The sequence below is a fragment of the Arthrobacter sp. NPDC056886 genome (genome assembly GCF_042788715.1).
Taxonomy (GTDB): domain Bacteria; phylum Actinomycetota; class Actinomycetes; order Actinomycetales; family Micrococcaceae; genus Arthrobacter.
Genome location: NZ_JBHUBT010000006.1, coordinates 1 through 19,668, shown reverse-complemented (window position 1 = coordinate 19,668; position 19,668 = coordinate 1). Strand labels below are relative to the sequence as shown.

Annotated in this window: 20 protein-coding genes; 8 read left to right on the top strand and 12 right to left on the bottom strand. The window is 66.9% G+C overall.

Going from position 1 to position 19,668, the window contains the following annotated elements:
• Nucleotides 1-2: 2 nt before the first annotated feature.
• Nucleotides 3-506, bottom strand: coding sequence for a tripartite tricarboxylate transporter TctB family protein (locus tag ACFRJ8_RS11360; RefSeq protein ID WP_377986264.1), 504 nt, complete (start codon nt 504-506; stop codon nt 3-5).
• Nucleotides 507-627: 121 nt separating this feature from the next.
• Between ACFRJ8_RS11360 and ACFRJ8_RS11355 the strand changes: the two genes are divergently transcribed.
• Nucleotides 628-1,431, top strand: a complete 804-nt coding sequence (locus ACFRJ8_RS11355) for an IclR family transcriptional regulator (RefSeq protein ID WP_377986263.1) — start codon at nt 628-630, stop codon at nt 1,429-1,431.
• A 373-nt stretch (nt 1,432-1,804) separates the two neighbouring features.
• On the opposite strand, the gene ACFRJ8_RS11350 is transcribed toward ACFRJ8_RS11355, so the two are convergent.
• Nucleotides 1,805-2,965: a thiolase family protein gene (locus ACFRJ8_RS11350; protein ID WP_377986549.1), complete on the bottom strand. Its 1,161-nt coding sequence runs from the start codon at nt 2,963-2,965 to the stop codon at nt 1,805-1,807.
• A gap of 85 nt (nt 2,966-3,050) precedes the next feature.
• Nucleotides 3,051-4,526, bottom strand: a complete 1,476-nt coding sequence (locus ACFRJ8_RS11345; RefSeq protein ID WP_377986262.1) for a class I adenylate-forming enzyme family protein — start codon at nt 4,524-4,526, stop codon at nt 3,051-3,053.
• A 58-nt stretch (nt 4,527-4,584) separates the two neighbouring features.
• Here ACFRJ8_RS11345 and ACFRJ8_RS11340 point away from each other — a divergent pair, with 58 nt between their 5' ends.
• Nucleotides 4,585-5,472, top strand: coding sequence for a neutral zinc metallopeptidase (locus ACFRJ8_RS11340; RefSeq protein ID WP_377986261.1), 888 nt, complete (start codon nt 4,585-4,587; stop codon nt 5,470-5,472).
• A 70-nt stretch (nt 5,473-5,542) separates the two neighbouring features.
• Here ACFRJ8_RS11340 and ACFRJ8_RS11335 read toward each other — a convergent pair whose 3' ends face one another.
• The 7 genes from ACFRJ8_RS11335 to ACFRJ8_RS11305 all read right to left on the bottom strand — a co-directional run bounded on the left by ACFRJ8_RS11335 (nt 5,543) and on the right by ACFRJ8_RS11305 (nt 11,602).
• On the bottom strand, nt 5,543-6,151 hold the full coding sequence (locus ACFRJ8_RS11335) for a hypothetical protein (RefSeq protein WP_377986260.1): 609 nt from the start codon (nt 6,149-6,151) through the stop codon (nt 5,543-5,545).
• A 217-nt stretch (nt 6,152-6,368) separates the two neighbouring features.
• Nucleotides 6,369-6,701: a metal-sulfur cluster assembly factor gene (locus ACFRJ8_RS11330; RefSeq protein ID WP_056434018.1), complete on the bottom strand. Its 333-nt coding sequence runs from the start codon at nt 6,699-6,701 to the stop codon at nt 6,369-6,371.
• 13 nt (nt 6,702-6,714) lie between these two features.
• Complete coding sequence (gene sufC, locus ACFRJ8_RS11325; protein ID WP_377986259.1) at nt 6,715-7,512, bottom strand: Fe-S cluster assembly ATPase SufC; 798 nt, start codon at nt 7,510-7,512, stop codon at nt 6,715-6,717.
• Nucleotides 7,513-7,601: 89 nt separating this feature from the next.
• Complete coding sequence (locus tag ACFRJ8_RS11320; protein WP_223917407.1) at nt 7,602-7,961, bottom strand: non-heme iron oxygenase ferredoxin subunit; 360 nt, start codon at nt 7,959-7,961, stop codon at nt 7,602-7,604.
• Between the two features lie 31 nt (nt 7,962-7,992).
• The gene (gene sufD / locus ACFRJ8_RS11315) at nt 7,993-9,279 is read right to left on the bottom strand and encodes a Fe-S cluster assembly protein SufD (RefSeq protein WP_377986258.1); all 1,287 of its coding nucleotides are present in this window, start codon (nt 9,277-9,279) and stop codon (nt 7,993-7,995) included.
• The gene (gene sufB / locus ACFRJ8_RS11310; RefSeq protein ID WP_223978836.1) at nt 9,279-10,742 is read right to left on the bottom strand and encodes a Fe-S cluster assembly protein SufB; all 1,464 of its coding nucleotides are present in this window, start codon (nt 10,740-10,742) and stop codon (nt 9,279-9,281) included. Before sufB ends, sufD begins: the two co-directional genes overlap by 1 nt.
• Entirely contained in the window at nt 10,742-11,602 is an 861-nt protein-coding gene (locus ACFRJ8_RS11305) for a helix-turn-helix transcriptional regulator (RefSeq protein WP_377986257.1), read from the bottom strand. Before ACFRJ8_RS11305 ends, sufB begins: the two co-directional genes overlap by 1 nt.
• A 115-nt stretch (nt 11,603-11,717) precedes the next feature.
• Here ACFRJ8_RS11305 and ACFRJ8_RS11300 point away from each other — a divergent pair, with 115 nt between their 5' ends.
• The 5 genes from ACFRJ8_RS11300 (at nt 11,718) to ACFRJ8_RS11280 (ending at nt 16,867) form a co-directional block, all read left to right on the top strand.
• Nucleotides 11,718-12,686: an ABC transporter ATP-binding protein gene (locus tag ACFRJ8_RS11300; protein ID WP_377986256.1), complete on the top strand. Its 969-nt coding sequence runs from the start codon at nt 11,718-11,720 to the stop codon at nt 12,684-12,686.
• On the top strand, nt 12,683-13,495 hold the full coding sequence (locus tag ACFRJ8_RS11295) for an ABC transporter permease (RefSeq protein ID WP_377986255.1): 813 nt from the start codon (nt 12,683-12,685) through the stop codon (nt 13,493-13,495). Before ACFRJ8_RS11300 ends, ACFRJ8_RS11295 begins: the two co-directional genes overlap by 4 nt.
• A gap of 7 nt (nt 13,496-13,502) precedes the next feature.
• On the top strand, nt 13,503-14,447 hold the full coding sequence (locus ACFRJ8_RS11290) for a heme A synthase (RefSeq protein ID WP_377986254.1): 945 nt from the start codon (nt 13,503-13,505) through the stop codon (nt 14,445-14,447).
• A gap of 266 nt (nt 14,448-14,713) precedes the next feature.
• Nucleotides 14,714-15,238 carry a hypothetical protein gene (locus ACFRJ8_RS11285; RefSeq protein ID WP_377986253.1) on the top strand — a complete coding sequence of 175 codons (525 nt, stop codon included), beginning with the start codon at nt 14,714-14,716 and terminating at the stop codon, nt 15,236-15,238.
• 396 nt (nt 15,239-15,634) lie between these two features.
• A complete protein-coding gene (locus ACFRJ8_RS11280) occupies nt 15,635-16,867 on the top strand; it encodes an acyltransferase family protein (RefSeq protein WP_377986252.1) in 1,233 nt (410 codons plus the stop codon).
• Here the strand turns inward: ACFRJ8_RS11280 and ACFRJ8_RS11275 are convergent.
• Entirely contained in the window at nt 16,864-17,829 is a 966-nt protein-coding gene (locus ACFRJ8_RS11275) for a threonine/serine dehydratase (RefSeq protein ID WP_377986251.1), read from the bottom strand. The genes ACFRJ8_RS11280 and ACFRJ8_RS11275 overlap by 4 nt on opposite strands.
• A gap of 201 nt (nt 17,830-18,030) precedes the next feature.
• Entirely contained in the window at nt 18,031-18,993 is a 963-nt protein-coding gene (locus tag ACFRJ8_RS11270; RefSeq protein ID WP_377986250.1) for a heme o synthase, read from the bottom strand.
• 532 nt (nt 18,994-19,525) lie between these two features.
• On the opposite strand from ACFRJ8_RS11270, the gene ACFRJ8_RS11265 reads away from it, so the two are divergent.
• On the top strand, nt 19,526-19,668 hold a 143-nt coding region (locus ACFRJ8_RS11265), incomplete at its 3' end, for a hypothetical protein (RefSeq protein WP_377986548.1).

Sequence of the window (19,668 nt, the reverse complement as noted above, 5' to 3'; positions counted from 1 at the left end):
GTCTAGAGTCCGATCAGGTTCAGCGGAGTGAAGGCCGACACGGGTAGGGCGACGTTCAAGCCGTAGTTGAAGGCGTAGAACGCGCCGACGCTTCCGGCGAGGGCGATGATCAGCGAGGCCACCCAGGTCCGGCGGCCGCGCAGTTTCAGGTGATAGAGCAGGAACAGGAACATGCTCAGCTGAAAGCCCAGCAGGTCCATGACGGACGCCAGGACAACGAGGCTGACCACCACCGAGATCACCACGCCCCGGTCGATCCCGTCCGCCTTCTCGCTGGGCCGGCGCAGTTCCTGGACCAGCCAGAGCGCCGACATCGCGACCAGCACCCCTCCCATGGCAAACGGGAACATGCCGGGCCCGGGTCCCAGCGAGGTCCACAGGCCGAGGCCGACCGAACTCACCAGGACATACACGCCGACGGCGGTGAACGCGCCGATGCCCGTAAGCACCGACGGAGCGACGCGGATGGCGCGCTCGGGTTTAGTCAGTAGTGACTCCGTTGTCATCGTTTCCTTCTTACGTTCCGTGATCCTTCATTTCATAGAATGAAAGAATGTTTCGTCTGAAGAAATAGTGACAGGGGACACAAACTCTGTCAAGCGCAGTGAGGTTACATAGAATGAAACAATGACAGTGACTTCGACACATTCGGCCGGCTCCGCTGAAGAGGGCGGCGCCAAGGCAGGGAACATGCGCTCCCTGTCCCGGGCGATGGAGGTCTTCGCCGAACTCCAGCGCGCGGAGCGGCCCCAGCGCCTCAGCGACTTGGCCAGGACCTGTGGGATGAGCCTGCCGACCACACTGCGGATCCTGCGGGTCCTTCAGGATTTCGGCATGGTCAGCCAGACGGACAAGTCCTACCGGATTGGCCCGGCAGTCCTGCCCGCGGCCCGCAGCTACCTGGAGAATGACCCCCTCGTTGTTGCCGCGCGGCCCATCCTCCAACAGGTGGCCTCGCAGACGGGACTCACGGCCTCCCTGTACACGAGGCTGGGCTTTGAAAGGATCCTCGTCGCACGTGTCGACGGGGACTCGCCCCTGCGCTATGACCTGCCGCTGGGCAAGCGCCTCCCCCTGACGGTCGGCGCGGCCGGGAAGATCCTGCTGGCTTCGGTTTCCGAGGCGGAAATCCGGCAAGTGGTGGCCGCAGCCATCGTGGCCGGCCATGAGGGGAGTACATTCACGGCCGAAGAACTTCTCGCACGCCTCCCCGAACCCGGCGTCGACTACGCCTATTCCGAGGATGAGCGTGCCACCGGCGTGCTGTCGGTCGCCGTCGCTGTGCCGAACGGATCTCGTCGTCCCAGTGAGTCCATGGCCTTGACCAGTCCAGTCGAGACAGCCACGGAAGCCGGCCTCAAGGCCGGCATTCCGGAACTCCGCCGTGCCGCCGGCCGGCTCTCAGAACTCCTGGAAGGGTCCGTCTACTAGGCGAGGCCCCATCACCACCGCCTCCCTGGCATACCCGGTGCTTCGTCCCCAGGGGACATGCTCCTTCCGCGGTGCCAGGACTGGGCATGTCAGTGCCGGGCAGAGGAGCATGCCCTCCCCTGCCCGCAGCCAGTGGACATATGGCTCATATGCCCAGCAGGCACGGCGAAGAATGAGCATGTCCGTTCGGCGGCGCCGGGACAGAGCGTGTCCCTTCCGCGGTGTCAGGACTGGGCATGTCCGTTCGGCGGTGTCAGGGCAGGGCATGTCAGTGCCGGGCAAAGGGGCATGCCCTCCCCTGCCCGCAAAAGTGGACATATGGCCCATATGTCCACCAGACACGGCGAAGAATGGGCATGTCCCCCGGGGAGGGTCAGGTGAAGCTCGTGAACCCCAGCAGCGCGGCCGTGCCCATGCCGCCCGCGATGCTGATCATCGCCAGGGCAAGCTCACCGGGCTGCCCGGACCTGCGCGCCTGTGCCAGCAGCCGGGTGACCAGCACTGCGCCCGAGGCTCCATAGGCGTGGCCAAGAGCCAGGGCCCCGCCGTCGAGGTTGGCCTGCTCCGGGTGGATCCCCAGCTGGTCAAAGCAGGCGAGGGTCTGGGCGGCGAAGGCCTCATTGAATTCCACCAGTCCCAGGTCCGCGGCCGTCAGCCCGTGTGCCGCGAGGAGCCGTTCGGCTGCTGTGGCCGCGCCGATGCCCAGGAGCTGCGGGGCCACACCGGCGGTGTCGGTTCCCAGCACGAGCAACCCGTCCGTGGCGCCCAGCCGGCGGGCATGCTCCACGGATGTAATGACCACGGCGGCCGCGCCGTCAGCATCGAAGCACGAGTTCCCGGCCGTCACCGTGCCGCCGGTGGCGAACACGGGCGGGAAGCGGGCCATCAGGGCCGGCCCGAGACTCGGCCTGGGACCGTCGTCGGCTGCCGCGGCCGCCCCGGAGCCCGCAGCGAGGGGCACGATCTCGCCGTCGAACGTCCCGGCAGCGGCGGCGGCCAGGGCACGATGGTGGCTGCGGAGCGCGAAGGCGTCTTGGCGTTCCCGGCTGATGCCGAAGTGGGCGGCCACGTTCTCGGCCGCCACCCCCATGTCGGGATCGCCAAAACTGAGAGGTGCGAACTGGGCCCGGGTGTAGAAATCGGGGCTGCCGTCGTCGTTCCGGTAGGCCCGGAGCGGAGCGGTGCTGATGCTCTCGACGCCGCCGGCCAGGTACAGGCCCCCGCCGCCCGCAGCGACCAGCCGGGAGGCCAGGACGATCGCGTCCAGACCGGAGCCGCATTGCCGGTCCACTGTGACGCCGGGGACGGTGACGGGCAGTCCGGCCTCCAGCGCGGCGAGCCGGGCCACGTTCCCGCCGCCGCCCACGGCGTTGCCGATTACGACGTCGGTCACCGACTCCGGGGCGAGGCCGGCACCCGCGCCGGCGTCGGCGAGCAAGTTCCGGAGCACCGGGGCCAGGAGTTCGTGGGCGCGCAGCTTCTTCAGGGCCCCGTTGGCCCGGCAGAGCGGGGTCCGGCGCGCGGCGATGATCACCGGCTGCCGGTCCTCCGGCAGCAGCCCGGGGAAGGACGGTCCCGGGAACGGACCGACCTCAGACGGCCCCGTGCCCACGCCCGGCTCAGCCAAGGCGCCGGATCCTGGGATCGTTCCGGGCCACCCAGTCGAGCAGCAGCTGCCGGCTGATCTTGCCCCGGTCCGTCAGGGGCAGCTCGGTCAGCGCGAAGTACTCCAGGGGGCGCTTGTTCCGGGCCAGCACATCGTCGATCCCGGTCCTCAGCTGGGTGGCGGTGACCGCCCCGTGCGAGGGCACCACGCCGGCCACGACGCGCTGGCCGCGAAGGTCGTCGGTCATGCCGGCGGCCACGGCCGCCGCAACGCCGGGGACGGAGGCCAGCGCCATCTCGACTTCGTGCGGGTAGACGTTGGTGCCGGCGGTGATGATCATGTCGGAGCGGCGGCCCAGCATGTGCAGGGTTCCGCCGGAGAGGTACCCCTGGTCCCCCACGGTGTACCAGCCGTCGAAACAGCGCAGCGCCTGGCCGTCGTCGCCCCATAGGTAGCCGTTGCTGACCATGCCGCTGCGGACGCAGATGTTGCCGTCGCCGCCGTCCGGAAGTTCCGCGCCGTGATCATCCAGGATGCGGATATCGACGCCGGGAAACGGCTTCCCGATGCCCGTCCCGCCCGGCTCAACGGGTTCACCCGGACGCAGCCCGGCGCCCGAGACGAAGCTCAGTTCGGACGCTCCGTAGTATTCGAAAATGGTGGCGTTCGGTGCCCAGCGGCGGGCCGCCTCCAGTGTCCGGGCGTCCAGCTTGGATCCGGCGCAGATGATGCTGCGGACGCCGGAGGCGTCGACCCCGCCGGCCAGGCCGCGCTCGCTGAGCAGCCGGAGCATGGTGGGTACCAGGACCAGGCGGGTGATGCCGTCGTGGCTGACCGCCGCGTGGGCGGCGCCGACATCGAAGTGGTCCAGGCTGTGGAACTCCGCGCCGGCGTACAGGCATTCGGCGAGGGCGTAGAGGTTCAGGCTTGCCGCGAGCGGGCCGGGGGCCAGGGATTTGTCATCCCGCGTCAGCCCGAAGAATTCAATGGAGGCCTCGAACGATTCCTGCCACGACCGCCGCGAGCGGGTGAACGCCTTGGGCACCGACGTGGTGCCGGAGGTCAGGCCGATCAGGAAGGAGGTGTCGGGCGGGCCGTCAATGAGTCCAATGCCCGGCTCAGTGGCCAGCGCTGTGCCCGGCCCGGTCCCCCGGGATGCCGGCAGCGCCGACACCGGTCCCGCCGGGCGGGGAGCCGCCGGGGCCGCTTCCATTCGGGCAATGCGTGCGGTGATACCGTCCTGCAGCTGCTGCGGCCAGGCCGGATCCAGCACAGCGCACTGCCTCTCACCAGCGACGGCCGCGGCAAAGGCCACGGCGAAGCGGGTTGAATTTTGCTCCGACAGCACGGTGATGGCAGGTGCCGCGGCCACCAGCGCCGCCGCCCGGTCCCTGAGGCCGGACCAGCTGAGGTGCTCTCCGGCCACGACGACGGCGGTCTCGTCGGGACGGTCATCGGCCCAGCGCTGGAGTCTGTCGAGAAAAGGCATCGCACCAACTTTACCGTTGCCGGGCGCCCCAGCGGCCTGTGCGGGATATTGTGACTCCATGAGCTTTAACGACAACGCCCCGCTGGATCCGTCACAGGTCCAGGACCGCCGCGGGATGGGCCGCGGCCCCATGATCGGCGGCGGGATCGGCGGCGGCATCATCCTGCTGCTGGCAGCCCTCTTCGGCATCAACCCCCAGCTTCTCGAGGGCCTGGCCGGCCCCGCCCAGGACCCTCAGTCGCAGAGCCAGGGCTCTGCCCCGGCCTGCCGGACCGGCGCCGACGCCGACGCCCGCCTCGACTGCAGGATCACCGGTACGGTCAACAGCCTGAACGCCTTCTGGCCGGCCTACCTGGCGCAGTACAACACGAAGTACCCGCGGCCCGATGCCGTGATCTTCACCGGCGCAACCAACACCGGCTGCGGCTCTGCCACGTCAGACGTGGGACCGTTCTACTGCCCCGTCGACACCACGGCATACTTCGATCCCGGCTTCTTCCAGGAACTCGTGCAACGGTTTGGTTCCTCCGGCGGCCCGCTTGCCCAGGAGTATGTCGTGGCCCACGAATTCGGCCACCACATCCAGAACGTCCTCGGCGACCTCGACCGGGCTCAGCAGGATCCCCAGGGCCCCGGTTCCGGCGGTGTCCGGGTTGAGCTCCAGGCCGACTGCTACGCGGGGCTGTGGGCCCACTATGCAACGACGCAGCCGGACCCCAAGACCGGCCAGCCCTACCTCGAACCTTTCACGGACAAGGACATCCGGGACGCCCTTTCGGCCGCTTCGGCCGTGGGCGACGACCGGATCCAGAAGGCCGCCACGGGCCGCGTCTCACCGGAGGCATGGACCCACGGCTCAAGTGCCCAGCGGCAGAAGTGGTTCTACCAGGGCTACAAGACCGGGGACATCAACAAGTGCGACACGTTTGCGGTGGCAACGCCGTAGCCCGCAACGCCGTAGCACCAAACGCTGGCCCCAAACCCCGGTGCCAGAGCCATAGCTCAGCGGCGTGGCCTCATCCGCGTCGGGGCCAGCGCCGGACCGGGACTTCTACGTAGCTGAGGAATCCGGCGTGGCCCAGGTGCCGGTGTTTGGGGTGCCATACCGGGCGGTACTGATGTCCGAACGGGTCGGTCACCAGGACTGTGTCCAGCTGGTGATTCCCAGCCAGGAGGCGGTCGACGTCGGCCAGCGCATTGCGCCGCGTCGCAAGCCCGTCGATGTCCAGGCTCCAAAGCCCCAGCTCAGCATCCGTTCCGCGTTCCAGCTGCAGAGTCTCGAACAGTCCGGCCACCAGCCCGGGGAGCCCGATGGTGTCGGCGCGTTGGAGCCGGTGCCCCTCCGGGTGCACGTCCCGGGCGTCGGCCAAGGCCTGGCGCAGCCAATGGAATTCCACGGACCCGAGGGGCGGTCCCATCCGCAGATGGCGGTGCTCGTCCAGCTCGAGCCGGAACGTGGTGGCTCTGCGGTCAATGATGCACCGGGCCTCGCCGACATATTCAAAGTCGGCTAGAAGGGCTTCCCTGGAGCGGTAGTAGGAGAACTCGCCGCTGTCCTCCACAACCACGAAGTCCCCGTGAGCGCCGGGGGGCAGCGACGGTGCAGTGGCATCAGTGGCATCCATTCCGGTGTGCCTCCTGTTCGACTGTGCGCCGGATCTGTTGCTTGTGGCCGCGGACTTGTTGTCTTTATCAGACCACCGCCACGCCGTTAAGGGAACCGCCATCAGGGAACGCCAGAAGGCACGACGACGGCGGCCCCGCCTCGGTGAGGTGGGGCCGCCGTCGTTCGCACTCCGGGCCGTGCCGGCCCGTCGGTGCGTGTGGAGCTATGGGTGGGACCTAGATGTTGAAGCCCAGGGCGCGCATCTGGTCGCGTCCGTCCTCGGTGATCCGTTCCGGACCCCATGGCGGCATCCACACCCAGTTGAGGCGCCATTCATCGACCACCCCGTCCAGGGCCTTGCCGACCTGCTCCTCGATGACATCGGTGAGCGGGCAGGCGGCCGTGGTGAGTGTCATGTCGATCAGCAGGGCGCCGTCGTCGTCCGAGTACTTCAGACCGTACAGCAGGCCCAGGTCAACGATGTTGACCCCGAGTTCCGGGTCGATCACATCCTTGAGCGCCTCTTCGACATCCTCGAGGCCCGTGCGGGCCACATTGAGTTCGGTCATCGCGGAGTCCTAACTACGCCTGGGCTGCAGCCGAGGCGGCAGCGATCGTGGCCGCCCCTGCGCCGGTGGCGTAGCGGTCGTAGCCTTCTTCTTCGAGGCGGTCGGCGAGCTCCGGGCCGCCCTCTTCCACAACCTGGCCATCGACGAACACATGCACGAAGTCCGGCTTGATGTAGCGCAGGATCCGGGTGTAGTGCGTGATGAGCAGGGTGCCCATGTTGCCTTCGCCGTGCGCGCGGTTGACGCCCTCGGAAACAACCTTGAGTGCGTCGACGTCGAGGCCGGAGTCGGTCTCGTCGAGGATGGCGAACTTCGGCTTGAAGAGCTCCAGCTGGAGGATCTCGACGCGCTTCTTCTCGCCGCCGGAGAAGCCTTCGTTGACGTTGCGCTGGGTGAAGTCGGCGTCGATGCGCAGCTGCGCCATGGCCGCCTTGACGTCCTTGGTCCAGGTCCGCAACTTCGGCGCTTCGCCGTCGATCGCGGTCTTGGCGGTGCGCAGGAAGTTGGTCATGCTTACACCCGGGACCTCGACGGGGTACTGCATGGCAAGGAACAGGCCGGCGCGGGCGCGCTCGTCGACGCTCATCGCGAGGACGTCCTCACCGTCGAGCGTGATGGTGCCGGAGGTGACGTTGTAGCGCGGGTGCCCGGCGATGGTGGACGCCAGCGTGGATTTGCCGGAACCGTTCGGGCCCATGATGGCGTGCGTCTCGCCGGTCCTGATGGTCAGGCTGACGCCCTTCAGGATTTCCTTCGTGCCCTGCTCGGTGTCAATGCTGACGTGCAGGTCCTTGATCTCAAGAGTCGACATATGTCTTGTTCTCCTCTGCACCGTGCCCTCCGGCACCGTGCGTTTTCTTGGCGATAAGTTTTCTTGTGCGAGTTGCCGGCTGCAGGCAGCTAGCTGAAGTTTGGAGCCTCGGCGCCGTTCAGGACGTTGGTGAAGTCCACGTAGACCTCGTCATCCAGGACGGTCACGGCAAACACGGGAACAGGATCATAGGCTGGCAGCTGCAGCGGCTCGCCGCTGCGCAGGTCGAATTGGGAACCGTGGCCCCAGCACTCGATCTTGCAGCCTTCAACCTCTCCTTCGGAGAGGGAGATATCCGCGTGCGAGCACGTGTCGCCGATGGCGTGGATCTCCCCCATCGAGTCCTTCACGATCGCTACGGGGTAGTCGTCGATCAGGATCCGCAGCGCCTGCTTGAGTTGGATCTCGCTGGCGTTGCAGACTAGCTCACCCTTTGGCTGTTCGGTCATTGATGTATTCCGTGTTCTCTAGTGCGGGGCACTAGTTGTCCGTTGCCGCGAGCTCGCGCTCGACGGCTTCCGTGAGGCGCTCTTCGATGGCCGGAACGTGGATCTTCTGGATGATCTCGTTAAGGAATCCGCGGACCACCAAGCGGCGGGCCACGTCTTCCGGGATGCCACGGGCCATCAGGTAGAACAGGTGCTGGTCATCGAATCGTCCGGTGGCGCTGGCGTGGCCGGCGCCGGCGATCAGGCCGGTCTCGATCTCAAGGTTCGGCACAGAATCGGCGCGGGCACCGTCGGTCAGGACCAGGTTGCGGTTGGCCTCGTAGGTGTCGGTGCCTTCTGCTTCCTTGCGGATCAGAACGTCACCCACCCATACGGTGTGCGCGTTGCGGCCCTGCAGGGCGCCCTTGTACAGGACGTTGGACTTGCAGTTGGCCACCGCGTGGTCCACGAACAGGCGCTGCTCGAGGTGCTGGCCGGCGTCGGCGAAGTACAGGCCGAACAGTTCAACTTCGGCGCCTGGGGCGGTGAAGCGTGCCGAGGGCGTGACGCGCACAAGGTCGCCGCCGAGGCTGACAACGATGTGCTTGAACTTGGCGTCGCGGCCGAGCTTGACCTGCTGGGAGGAGGCGTGCACGGCGTCGTCGTTCCATTCCTGGAGCGAGATGACGGTCAGCTGCGCGCCGTCCTCCACGAGGATTTCGACGTTTTCCGAGACGACGGCGGTGCCCTGGTGGTCCAGGACGACGACGGACTTGGAGAACTTCTCCGCGACGATCACGATGTGCTGCGCGGAAGCCTCGGTCCCCTGGCCGGTCAGCAGGACGCTGACCTCGCCGTCCACCTGGACCTCGGACGGGACCGTGATGACGGTGGCCTCGGCGAAGTTCTCCCAGGCGTTCGCGGAGACGCGGTCCTCGGGGATGGCGGCGGAGCCGATCCGGCGGTCGTCACGGCCCACCGTCTCAACCTTGACGCTGTCCGGAGCGGTGACGCTCACGGACGGCGCGGCACCGTTGAGGACCTCGGTGTGCAGTCCGCGGAGGCGCTTGAGCGGGGTGAACCGCCAGTCCTCTTCCATGCCGGTCAGCGGCTTGAAGTCCGCCAGCTTGTAGGAGGTCAGGCGGCCGGCGCGTGAGCTGTCCGGAACACCGACGCCGCCGCCGTGCGAGTGGCGCTTGACGGCTTCGCCGGCCAGCGGCGACTTGGATTCCGCCGCATTCAGCGGTGAAAGGCTTTCGCCTTCCTCGGTGAAACCGTTGATGAACGGCTGGGCTGAGGGCGCGCCGATGCGGGCCTTTTCAGTAGTGATGTCAGTCATTAACCGACCGATCCTTCCATCTGCAGTTCAATCAGTCGGTTCAGCTCGAGGGCGTATTCCATCGGCAGTTCGCGGGCAATCGGCTCGATGAAGCCGCGGACGATCATCGCCATGGCCTCGTCTTCGCGCATGCCGCGGGACATCAGGTAGAACAGCTGCTCTTCACTGACGCGCGAAACCGTGGCCTCGTGGCCCATTGTGACGTCGTCCTCGCGGATGTCGATGTACGGGTACGTGTCCGACCGGCTGATGGTGTCCACCAGCAGGGCGTCACAGCGGACCGTGTTGGCCGAGTGCTTGGCCCCTTCGCGGACCTGGACCAGGCCGCGGTAGGCAGCGCGGCCGCCGCCGCGGGCCACAGACTTGGAGATGATCGAGCTCTTGGTGTTGGGCGCGATGTGAACCATCTTGGAACCGGTGTCCTGGTGCTGACCTTCGCCGGCGAACGCGATGGACAGGGTCTCGCCCTTGGCGCCCTCACCCACGAGGTAGACGGCCGGGTACTTCATGGTGACCTTGGAGCCGATGTTGCCATCGATCCACTCCATCGTGGCGCCCTCTTCGCAGATGGCGCGCTTGGTGACCAGGTTGTACACGTTCGTGGACCAGTTCTGGATGGTCGTGTAGCGGACGCGGGCGCCCTTCTTCACGATGATTTCCACGACGGCGGAGTGCAGCGAGTCCGAGGTGTAGATCGGCGCGGTGCAGCCTTCGATGTAGTGGACGTAGGAGTCCTCGTCCGCGATGATCAGCGTGCGCTCGAACTGGCCCATGTTTTCCGTGTTGATGCGGAAGTAGGCCTGCAGCGGGATGTCCACGTGGACGCCCTTGGGCACGTACACGAAGGAACCGCCGGACCAGACGGCCGTGTTCAGCGAGGCGAACTTGTTGTCGCCCACGGGGATGATGGTGCCGAAGTACTCCTGGAAGATCTCCGGGTGTTCGCGCAGTGCGGTGTCCGTGTCCAGGAAGATGACTCCCTGCTGTTCCAGGTCCTCGCGGATCTGGTGGTAGACAACCTCAGACTCGTACTGGGCGGCGACGCCGGAGACGAGGCGGCTGCGCTCGGCTTCCGGGATGCCCAGCTTCTCGTACGTGTTCCGAATGTCCTCGGGGAGGTCTTCCCACGTTGCGGCCTGCTTCTCGGTGGAGCGCACGAAGTACTTGATGTTGTCGAAGTCGATGCCGGACAGGTCCGCGCCCCAGGTGGGCATGGGCTTGCGGTCGAAGTACTTCAGGCCCTTGAGGCGGAGGTCGAGCATCCATTCCGGCTCGCTCTTCTTGGCCGAAATGTCGCGAACAACGTCTTCATCGATGCCGCGGCGGGCGTTGGCGCCGACGTCGTTCTTGTCGGCCCAGCCGTACTCGTACGTGCCGATTCCGTGGAGTTCGGGATTCTTTTCCAGAATCTCCGAAATCACAGTAGAGTCAGCAACCTTTTTCTCTGATAGTTGGTCCGTCATCACGGCCTTTCTTGGAGATGGTTGGATACTTCGTCCGGGTTGACCGGGGCTGCGGGACTGGGAGTCCCGACGGCGGCCGGACGGCCCGTAGGTATGTGGGTGGTGCAGACGTGGCCGCCGCGCGCCAGGGTGGACAGCCGGCGTACATCGACGCCGACCAGCCGGGCGAACATTTCGGTCTCCACGTCGCAGAACACGGGGAACTGGGCAGCCAGGTGCTGGATGGGGCAGTGCCCTTGGCAGAGCTGGACGCTGGAGAGCGCGGCCGGCAGCGGCGCTTTGGCCACAAGTGATTGCGCCGAGGCCACGAAACCGTCGCGGCTCAGGGCCTCGGAGAGAGCCTGGGCGCGGGCCGTGATGTCCGGTCCGGCCTGCTCGATCTCGGGTGCGTAGCGGCGCTCCATGTCAGCGAATCGTTCCACGGCAAACTGCCGCACTGCCTCGGGGCCGGCCGCCTCGCTGAGGCGCTGCAGTGCGACGGAGGCGATGTCGAGGTAGTCGTTGCCCAGGGTCGACTGGCCCTGGGAGCTCAGGACGTAGCGGCGGGCGGGCCGTCCGGCGCCGGCTCCGGCGCGGGCAACCCGCTTGACCTCAATCACTCCGCTGCGCGCGAGGTGGTCGAGGTGGCGGCGCACGGCGGCCGGAGTGAAGCCCAGGAGGTCGCCGAGTTCGGCTGCGCTGATGGGTCCATGTTCCAGCACCGCGTTCAGGACGCGGTCACGCGTGCGCTCTTCGGCGTCGTGGGTGTGGGTGCCGGCGGCCGCGGGAACGACGTCGGGTACAGCCGCCACGTGCGCCCGGGCGGACCCGACGCGCGCGGCGCCGCGCCCTGACGGGGCTGCGGACGCAGAGGGGCTCATGGAATACACAACACAATCATGTCGTAATTTACTCCGGCATTCCAGTAAGGCATGGCTTCCCTGCGGGGACTGCCCCTCCGGGGAGCCGACGTACTACATCGCGTAGAATGCTGTGGTGCGATCTCCCGAATCCCCCGTTCTGACCATCAGCGGGCTTGTCAAGGATGTTGGTCCACTGCCCACCCTCGACGGCAAGATGCTGCGCGTGGTCAGCGGCCTTTCCCTCATGGCCGAACGCGGCCAGGTCACGGCCCTGCTCGGTGCCAACGGCGCCGGCAAGACCACCACCATCGAATGCGCCCAGGGGCTGCAGAAGCGCACTGCCGGCACTATCAGCCTACTGGGCCAGGACCCCGATTCGGCCGGTGCGGGGCTCCGCGCCCGCGTGGGGGTCATGCTGCAGGACGGCGGCCTGCCGCCGTCGGCCCGGCCCATTCCCCTGCTGCGGCACATCGCCGGGATGTACCAGGACCCGTGGCCGGTAGATGAGCTCATCGAACGACTGGGGATCGACACCTTCAGCCGCGCCAATGTGCGGCGCCTGTCAGGCGGGCAGAAACAGCGCCTCGCCCTCGCCGCGGCGCTGGTGGGCAATCCGGAGGTGCTTTTCCTCGACGAGCCCAGCGCGGGCCTGGACCCGCAGTCCCGCCAGATGGTCTTCGACCTCATCTCCGAGCTGCGGAACAGCGGCATGGGCATCGTCCTGACGACACACCTCATGGACGACGCCCAACGCCTCGCGGACTATGTCTACATCATCGACGCCGGCCGCAACGTCGCCGAGGGCACCGTCGCCGAGCTCCTGCGGCACCAGCTGCCCGCCGGCGACCCGGCGCAGCACATCCGCACCTTGTTGTTCGAAACCGAACCCGGACTGGACTTCACTGGCGTACTGCCCGACGGCGTCGACGTCACCGAGGCGCGGGCCGGCAGTTACGCCGCGACCGGCGCCCTGACCCCCGCCGACCTCGCCGCGATCACCGCATGGTGGGCCGCGCGCGGGATCATGCCCAGCTCCCTGAGCCTTGAGGCCCGCAGCCTCGAGGACGTCTTTTTGGACATCTCCGGAAGGGAGATCCGATGACCCGCGTAACAGGTGGCGCCCCGCTGGAGAGCGCACACCGCGCCAGCGCGGCCCGTACCGCGCACGGCAGCGCCCCCGCGTCCCTGTTGCGCCGCATCCTGCTGCAGGGGCAGTACGAGACCATCACCATGCTCAGGAACGGCGAGCAGCTGATCCTCGCGATCGTGCTGCCGCTGCTGGCGATGGTCGGCCTGACCGTGACACCGCTCCTGGACGGACTCGGTTCGAGCCGGATCAACGTCGCGGTCCCTGGCATCCTGGCCCTGTGCGCCATGTCCACGGCCTTCACGGGGCAGGGCATCTCCACGGGCTTCGACCGCCGCTACGGGGTCCTGCGCTTTCTTTCCACTACTCCCCTGGGCCGCACCGGACTGATTGCGGGGAAGGTCCTGGCCGTCCTGGCCGTCCTGTTCCTGCAGGTGCTCATCGTGACAGCGGCGGCCCTCGTGCTGGGCTGGCAGCCCAACCCCGCCGGCTGGCTGCCCGGCCTGGCCATCCTGGTGCTCGGAGCCGCAGCCTTCACCGCACTCGGGCTGCTGGTCGCCGGAACGGTCCGGCCGGAGGCGACCCTGGCCATCACCAACCTGCTCTGGATTCTCCTCGGCGCGCTGGGCGGAATCGTCATCCCGGCCGAGCGGCTCCCGGCACTGGCGCAGGCCATCGTGCATTTCCTCCCCTCCGGCGCGCTGGGCCAGGCGTTGAGGGATGCTTTCCTGTACGGCAGCGTCAATGGTGCCGCCGTGCTTGTCCTGCTGCTTTGGACGGCGATCGCCGGCGGCGCAGCAACCCGTTGGTTCAAGTGGAATTGAGAAAACTGTGAGCACGGCGTCACGAACTCCCCGGATCGTCTCCGGAATCACCTCCCGGCTGCCAGTCAGCGTGGACAAGACGGTCAGGCGGCTGGCTGTGTTGTCCCTGATCGGCCAGATCGTGCTGGTTGTGACCGGCGGCGCCGTGCGGCTGACCGCCTCGGGCCTGGGCTGCCCCACTTGGCCGCGCTGCACGGAAGGATCCCTGGCGACCACCCCCGAAATGGGAATCCACGGAATCATTGAATTCGGCAACCGGCTCCTGACGTTCGCCCTGGCGGCCGTCGCTGTGATGATGCTGGTCTACCTGTGGAACCTGCGGAAGGAACGCCGCGACCTCTTCCTGCTGGCCCTCGGCCTGCTCGCGAGCATCCCTGCCCAGGCGGTCATCGGCGGCATCACGGTGCTGACCCAGCTGAATCCGTGGGTTGTGGGCCTGCACTTCCTTGTGTCCATGGCCCTCGTGGTCCTCGCGACCCTCCTGGTGAACCGGGCCTACGGCCGAACCGGCAAGGCCAGGACCGTGCAGCTTGCCGCCTTGCCGGGCGCGGCGCGTCCGGTGATGACCGCCGTCGCGCTTCTCTCCGCAGTCGCCGTCTGCCTCGGCGTGGTAGTGACCGGTGCCGGCCCGCACGCCGGCGACGCGAACGCCCCGCGCAACGATCTCGACTGGGACCTGTTCGCGCACATCCATGCGGTGCCCGCCTACCTGGTGGCAGCCGGGGCGCTGTTCGCGGTGTTCCTTGTGGTCCGCGGGCGGATTCAGGGGCCGTTCCGCTCTGCGGCGTTCATGCTCCTGGGCGTCACAGTGCTACAGGCCGTCATCGGCTTCACGCAGTACTACAACGGCATCCCGGCGCTGCTCGTCGGCGCGCACATGCTGGCGGCAGCCCTGCTGATGAGTGCGGCCACCAACGCCGCGGATCTTGCGCGCTACAGCCCGGTGGACTAGCCAGCCGCAGCACCCCTGAACAAAGCAGCGCGGGGCCGCTTACCGCCCGTCCGGAACGATAAGGAACGGGCGGTAAGTGACCCCGCGTTTGCTGTCGGAGTGCCGGTCCGGGAACAGCGGCAATGAGGGTAAGAGCCGCATTCACGACTCGAAGGCTGGCTTTGACGGGATTTCCGGGTGGACCATGGGATGGCATGGACATGGATCGTCGCGGCGGTGGGCTTTTGCCGTTCGTCCCCGTGACGCTGACCGGAAGGCCTTCTCTGATGCAAGCGACAGAACCGACCGTGCCCCCGTCACCCTCAGCCCGCCAACGCGCGGCGAGCCTCAAAGAGCGCGTCTACATCATCTTCACGAGCCTGGCTGTGGTGTTGGCGCTCCGGAGCCACGCGGACGAGACCACACCCGCAGCCGCGGCGGCCACCCTCAGCATCGTGGTGATCGGTTCCCTGCTGGGGATTTTCGTCGCCGACCTCCTGAGCCACCTGACCGTCCATTCCAAGCTCCCCACCGGTGAAGAGCTGCACCACATGATCGCGGTCAGCGCGGACGGCCTCGGCGTCCTCGTCACTCCGCTGCTTCTGCTGGCGGCGGCCGGCTTTGGTCTGCTGACGACGGCGGCTGCTCTCGGCTGGGCGGTGGCGGTGCTGGTTGTCTCGCTGGGCATCGTCGGGTTCCTCGCGATCCGGCGCCTCGAGATCCCGCTCCATCACAAGGCCGCCATCATGTTCGCCGAGGTTGTGCTGAGCCTTCTGGTGATCGGGCTCGAACTGCTGGCCCACAACCTCTGATGACACGGCTGTAGCTGCCGACAAGACGAGACCAGCAGGGAGCCCAGAAGGCACAAATTCTCCCACCATTCGACTGTTAGTTACTGGCCGGTCACTTGTCGGGTCGGGGGAACTTTGGGAATACTGGATCTTGTATCCCTCAGCCCTAATGCCTGGAAGGGCAGCCAATCGCCGGCACGCGAGCGGCCGGCCGGAGGCTCTGATTGGCGGGTCTGGTTGGCCGCCGGAGTCAGGTTACGTCCAGCCCAGTCGGGGATACTTGGAGGCGGCGCAGGACTGGCGCCGCAATCGCATGCAGAGAAAGGCCGCAATCGCATGCAGAGAAAGTAGGACGGCTCGGTTTTGCCTTAATGCAACTGGAATCAGAACTGGCCAGATAGAGGCACCGGAGGATAAGTGGCAACACTAGTCAGCGAAAGGCCCGCGAAGGCGGCCCAACAAAATGCACCGCGCCCACGGCTGGACGGCCTGGACGTGCTTCGCGGTGCTGCCGTAGGCGCCGTCCTGCTGGGACATTCCTGGCCTGCCATATTTCAAGGCGCTGGCATTGTTGGTGTCATTGCCTTCTTCGTGCTGAGCGGCTACTTGATCACCAACGTGCTGGTCCGGGACATTGAACGGCACCGAAAAATTCGCTACGGCCGTTTCTATGCACACCGGGCCTTCCGGCTGGTGCCGGCGCTGATCTCCCTCTTGGGCGTGTACGCGATCGTCGAACTGGCCACCGACTTCCTTGGGGACCGGTCCAAGGGAATCGTCGGCTACACCGTCCTCGCCGGCCTGGGCTACCTCAAAGACCTGCCCCTGCCCTTCGACGTCAGCATGGCGATCGGACCGCTCTGGACCCTGGCCGTGGAAGAACAGTTCTACCTGATCTGGCCGGCGCTGCTCGTGCTCGCCCTGCGGCGCAACCGACAGGGCCGGCTGATTGGCTTCTCTGCCGCCGTCGCCCTTGTCCTCATGTCCGCAACCGTGCTGGCGATGGCGGCCCTGGCCCCGCAACTCCACTCACTGGTCTACGCGCTGCCTACGACGTGGGGCCTGGGACTGATCGTCGGAGCGGCCCTGCGGCTGTACAGGGTCCACGTGTTCAGCTGGTTCGCCGGCCACCGCCTCAGGTGTGCGGCGTTGATCAGCTCCGTCGCCGTCCTGGCCGCGCTGATCTTCTTCCCCAAGGCCAACGAAACGCCGGTCTTCATCCTCATTGGCGGCCCGCTTGCTATGGCTGCCTCAGCCGTTTTGGTCGCCCTGGCCGCGTCCCGCACCGCCGGGATGCCGAAATGGACGCGCCCGGCGCAGATGCTGGGCGCCGTGTCCTACGCCGCCTACCTGTGGAACTACCCCGTCATTCTCTGGCTCAATGGCGGCTCGACGGCGGATCTGCCGCCGCTTGTCGCGGTGTCGGCCATCGCGTTGACCCTGCTCATCGCGGTCATCAGCTGGCACACTGTCGAAAGGCTGGGACGGATCGCGCGGGAACGCTTCGACCGGCGTTACTCCCCCATGGACCAGCGGGACCACCGGCGCCGGGACAGGGACCAACGGGCGAGGGACCAGCGGCAGGCCGGCAGCGTCCCCGTTTCCCGGCAGGCTTCAACGGGGCCGGGCCGGGAGGCCTCCGCGGACTAGGCAGGTTCGCCAGCGGTCCCGGCGCCGGGACGGTCCTCCAGCGTGCAAACATCGGTGTTCGCCCCGCAGACGATCACCGCCACGCGTTCGCCTTCACCGGGCGTGTACGCCCCCGACGTGAGAGCGGCAAGCGCCGCCGCCGCTCCGTATTCGGCAGGGATCCTGTAGTCGTTCCACAGCTGCGACCGGGCGGCGACGATGGCGGCATCGTCCACCAGGACGGAGGTCGGAGGGACGAGCGATGCGATGTTGAAGGCGATCTCGCCCACCCGCCGGGCACCCAGGGAATCCGCGGCGACTCCCGAAACGGCCACGTCGACCGGGTGGCCGGCGGCCAGGGCCGCGTGCAGCGTGGGGATGTTGAAGGGTTCAACCGCGACGACGCGTGCCCTGCCCTCAGCCGCCGCCGCAACTCCTGCATACAGCCCTCCGCCGCCGACGGCGACCACGATCGTGTCGATGCTGGGCTCGTCCTGGAGGATCTCCTCGGCGACGGTGCCGGCTCCGGCTGCGATTTCGAGTTGGTCGTAGGCGTGGCAGAAGAGGGCGCCGGTTTCTTCCACGTATTCCATTGCGGCGGCGAAAGCTTCCGCATACTCGGCCCCGACCTGCCGGACCGTCGCGTTGTATCGGAGAAGACGCTCCACCTTCACCCGCGGGGCGTTCTCCGGCACGAACACGGTCGCCGGAACGCCGAGTGCCGCCGCGGCGTAGGCGTTCGCCAGGCCCGCGTTACCGCCCGACGCCGCAACCACCCCTACTCCGGGGTCAAGTTCCCCGCGCTCCCGGGCAGCGAGGAGCCGGTTGAACGCGCCGCGGGCCTTGAAAACGCCGGTGTGCTGCAGGAACTCGCATTTGAACCAGAGAGGGGCCGCAGCCGTACCTCCGCGGAGCAACGGCGTGCGCCGCACGTAGCCGCTGATGCGGCTTTCTGCCTGGAGTACATCGCTGCGGTTAATCACTGGCTCCCCTGGGGTTGCATAGCTGGTCGGTGTTGCCTGTTTCGGTATTGATGCGTTGGTGTTGACAGGCCGGTTCGTCAGGATATCGCCTGGCCGAGGGACCGCGCCCCCGATACACCTGCCGCTGATGCAGCTGCCGCTGATACAGCTGACGCTCCCCCACCACTGGTGAGGGAGCGTCGGCTAAATGAAACTGAGGCCTTAGCCGCCCATGATGGCCGAGCCGACGAACGGGTCGACGGCCAGGGCAATGAAGAGCAGCGTCAGGTAGCTGATGGAGCCGTGGAAGACCTTCATTGCTCCCTTGTTGGACACGTCGCCCGCCTGGGCGCGGTTGTACAGGGCGTGGGACTCGTACAGGAACCAGGCACCGGCCGCGACGGCGGTCACCGTGTAGACCCAGCCGGCGCCGCCGGCGGGGATCATCAGCAGCGAACACGCCACCATGGCCCACGCGTAGAGGACCACCTGCACCGAGACCACCTTGGCACCGGCGATTGCGCCCAGCATGGGCACGTTCGCGTTGCGGTAGTCCTCGCCGTAGCGCATCGACAGCGGCCAGTAGTGCGGCGGGGTCCAGAGGAAGATCACCATGAACAGCACGACGGCGGGCCACTCGACCGTGTTGGTGACGGCAGCCCAGGCAATCAGGACCGGGAAACACCCGGCGGCGCCGCCCCAGACAATGTTCTGGGCCGTGCGTCGCTTGAGGATCATGGTGTAGATGACCACGTAGAAGACGATGGCGCCCAGTCCCAGCCACGCGGAGAGCGGGTTGGCCCCGAACCAGAGGATGGCGATCGCCGCCGCGCCCAGCAGCCAGGAGAAGATCAATGCTTCCCGGGGCGTGACCTCTCCGGTGACCAGCGGCCGGTTTTCCGTGCGGTGCATGAGCTTGTCAATGTCGCGGTCGATGTAGCAGTTGAACGCGCCTGCCGAGCCTGCCGCGAACGCCCCGCCCACAAGCGTCGCCAGGATCAGGCCGATCGACGGGAAGCCCCGTTCGGCGTAGATCATGGTGGGCAGCGTGCTGACGAGCAGGAGCTCAATGACGCGGGGTTTCGTGAGCGCCAGATAGGCCTTGGCTTTGCGGCCGAAGCCCATTCTTTCCGAGGCCGGGGAGGCGTTCAGCGGCGTATTAGTTGTGCTCACGGTGGCAGTCACTCTGTTCTGTCTGGCTGTGCTGTTTTGTCTGCCGTGCAGTTTTGTCTGCTGTGCAGTTCTATCTGGCTGTGCAGCCCCGGGTGGATTTCGCAACGCGCTTTGCTGCAGATCGGGCACCACGCTCGGCGGGCGCCCGTGTCTTTGCCCCAGTCGAAGGCCACCACCAATCATACCGTGGAGCTCCGGGCCACAGGGCCGCCGGGCAGCGCACATGATTCCGGCGTGTTAACACCTGCTCACACGCGCAACGGCGGACGGTGATTCATATAAGCGAAATCCCGTCCAATTGGTGAGATATACGCTGACCACAAAGTGGAATGGGACTAGGCTGTCCTTAGATCAGCGCACACGGGCACGCTTACAGGCAATTGCCGGAATAGGCGGCTCTGCATCTGCGTCTGAATGATAGATCAACGTTTCGATGGTGAACGGCTGGTACGAACCGCAGCGGGCACCGAACTGTGCCCGGGGCGGGAAATAGAGCGTACCGCCGGCCGTCAGCACAGAGAGGGGCCCGGTTTTCGTGCCACATTTGGAAGAGCAAGAACTGTCATGGACCGAGTTGGATCAGCGTGCGGTAGACACGGTCCGGGTGCTGGCCGCGGATGCGGTGGAGAAGGTCGGGAACGGCCACCCCGGGACGGCGATGAGTCTGGCTCCGGCCGCGTACCTGTT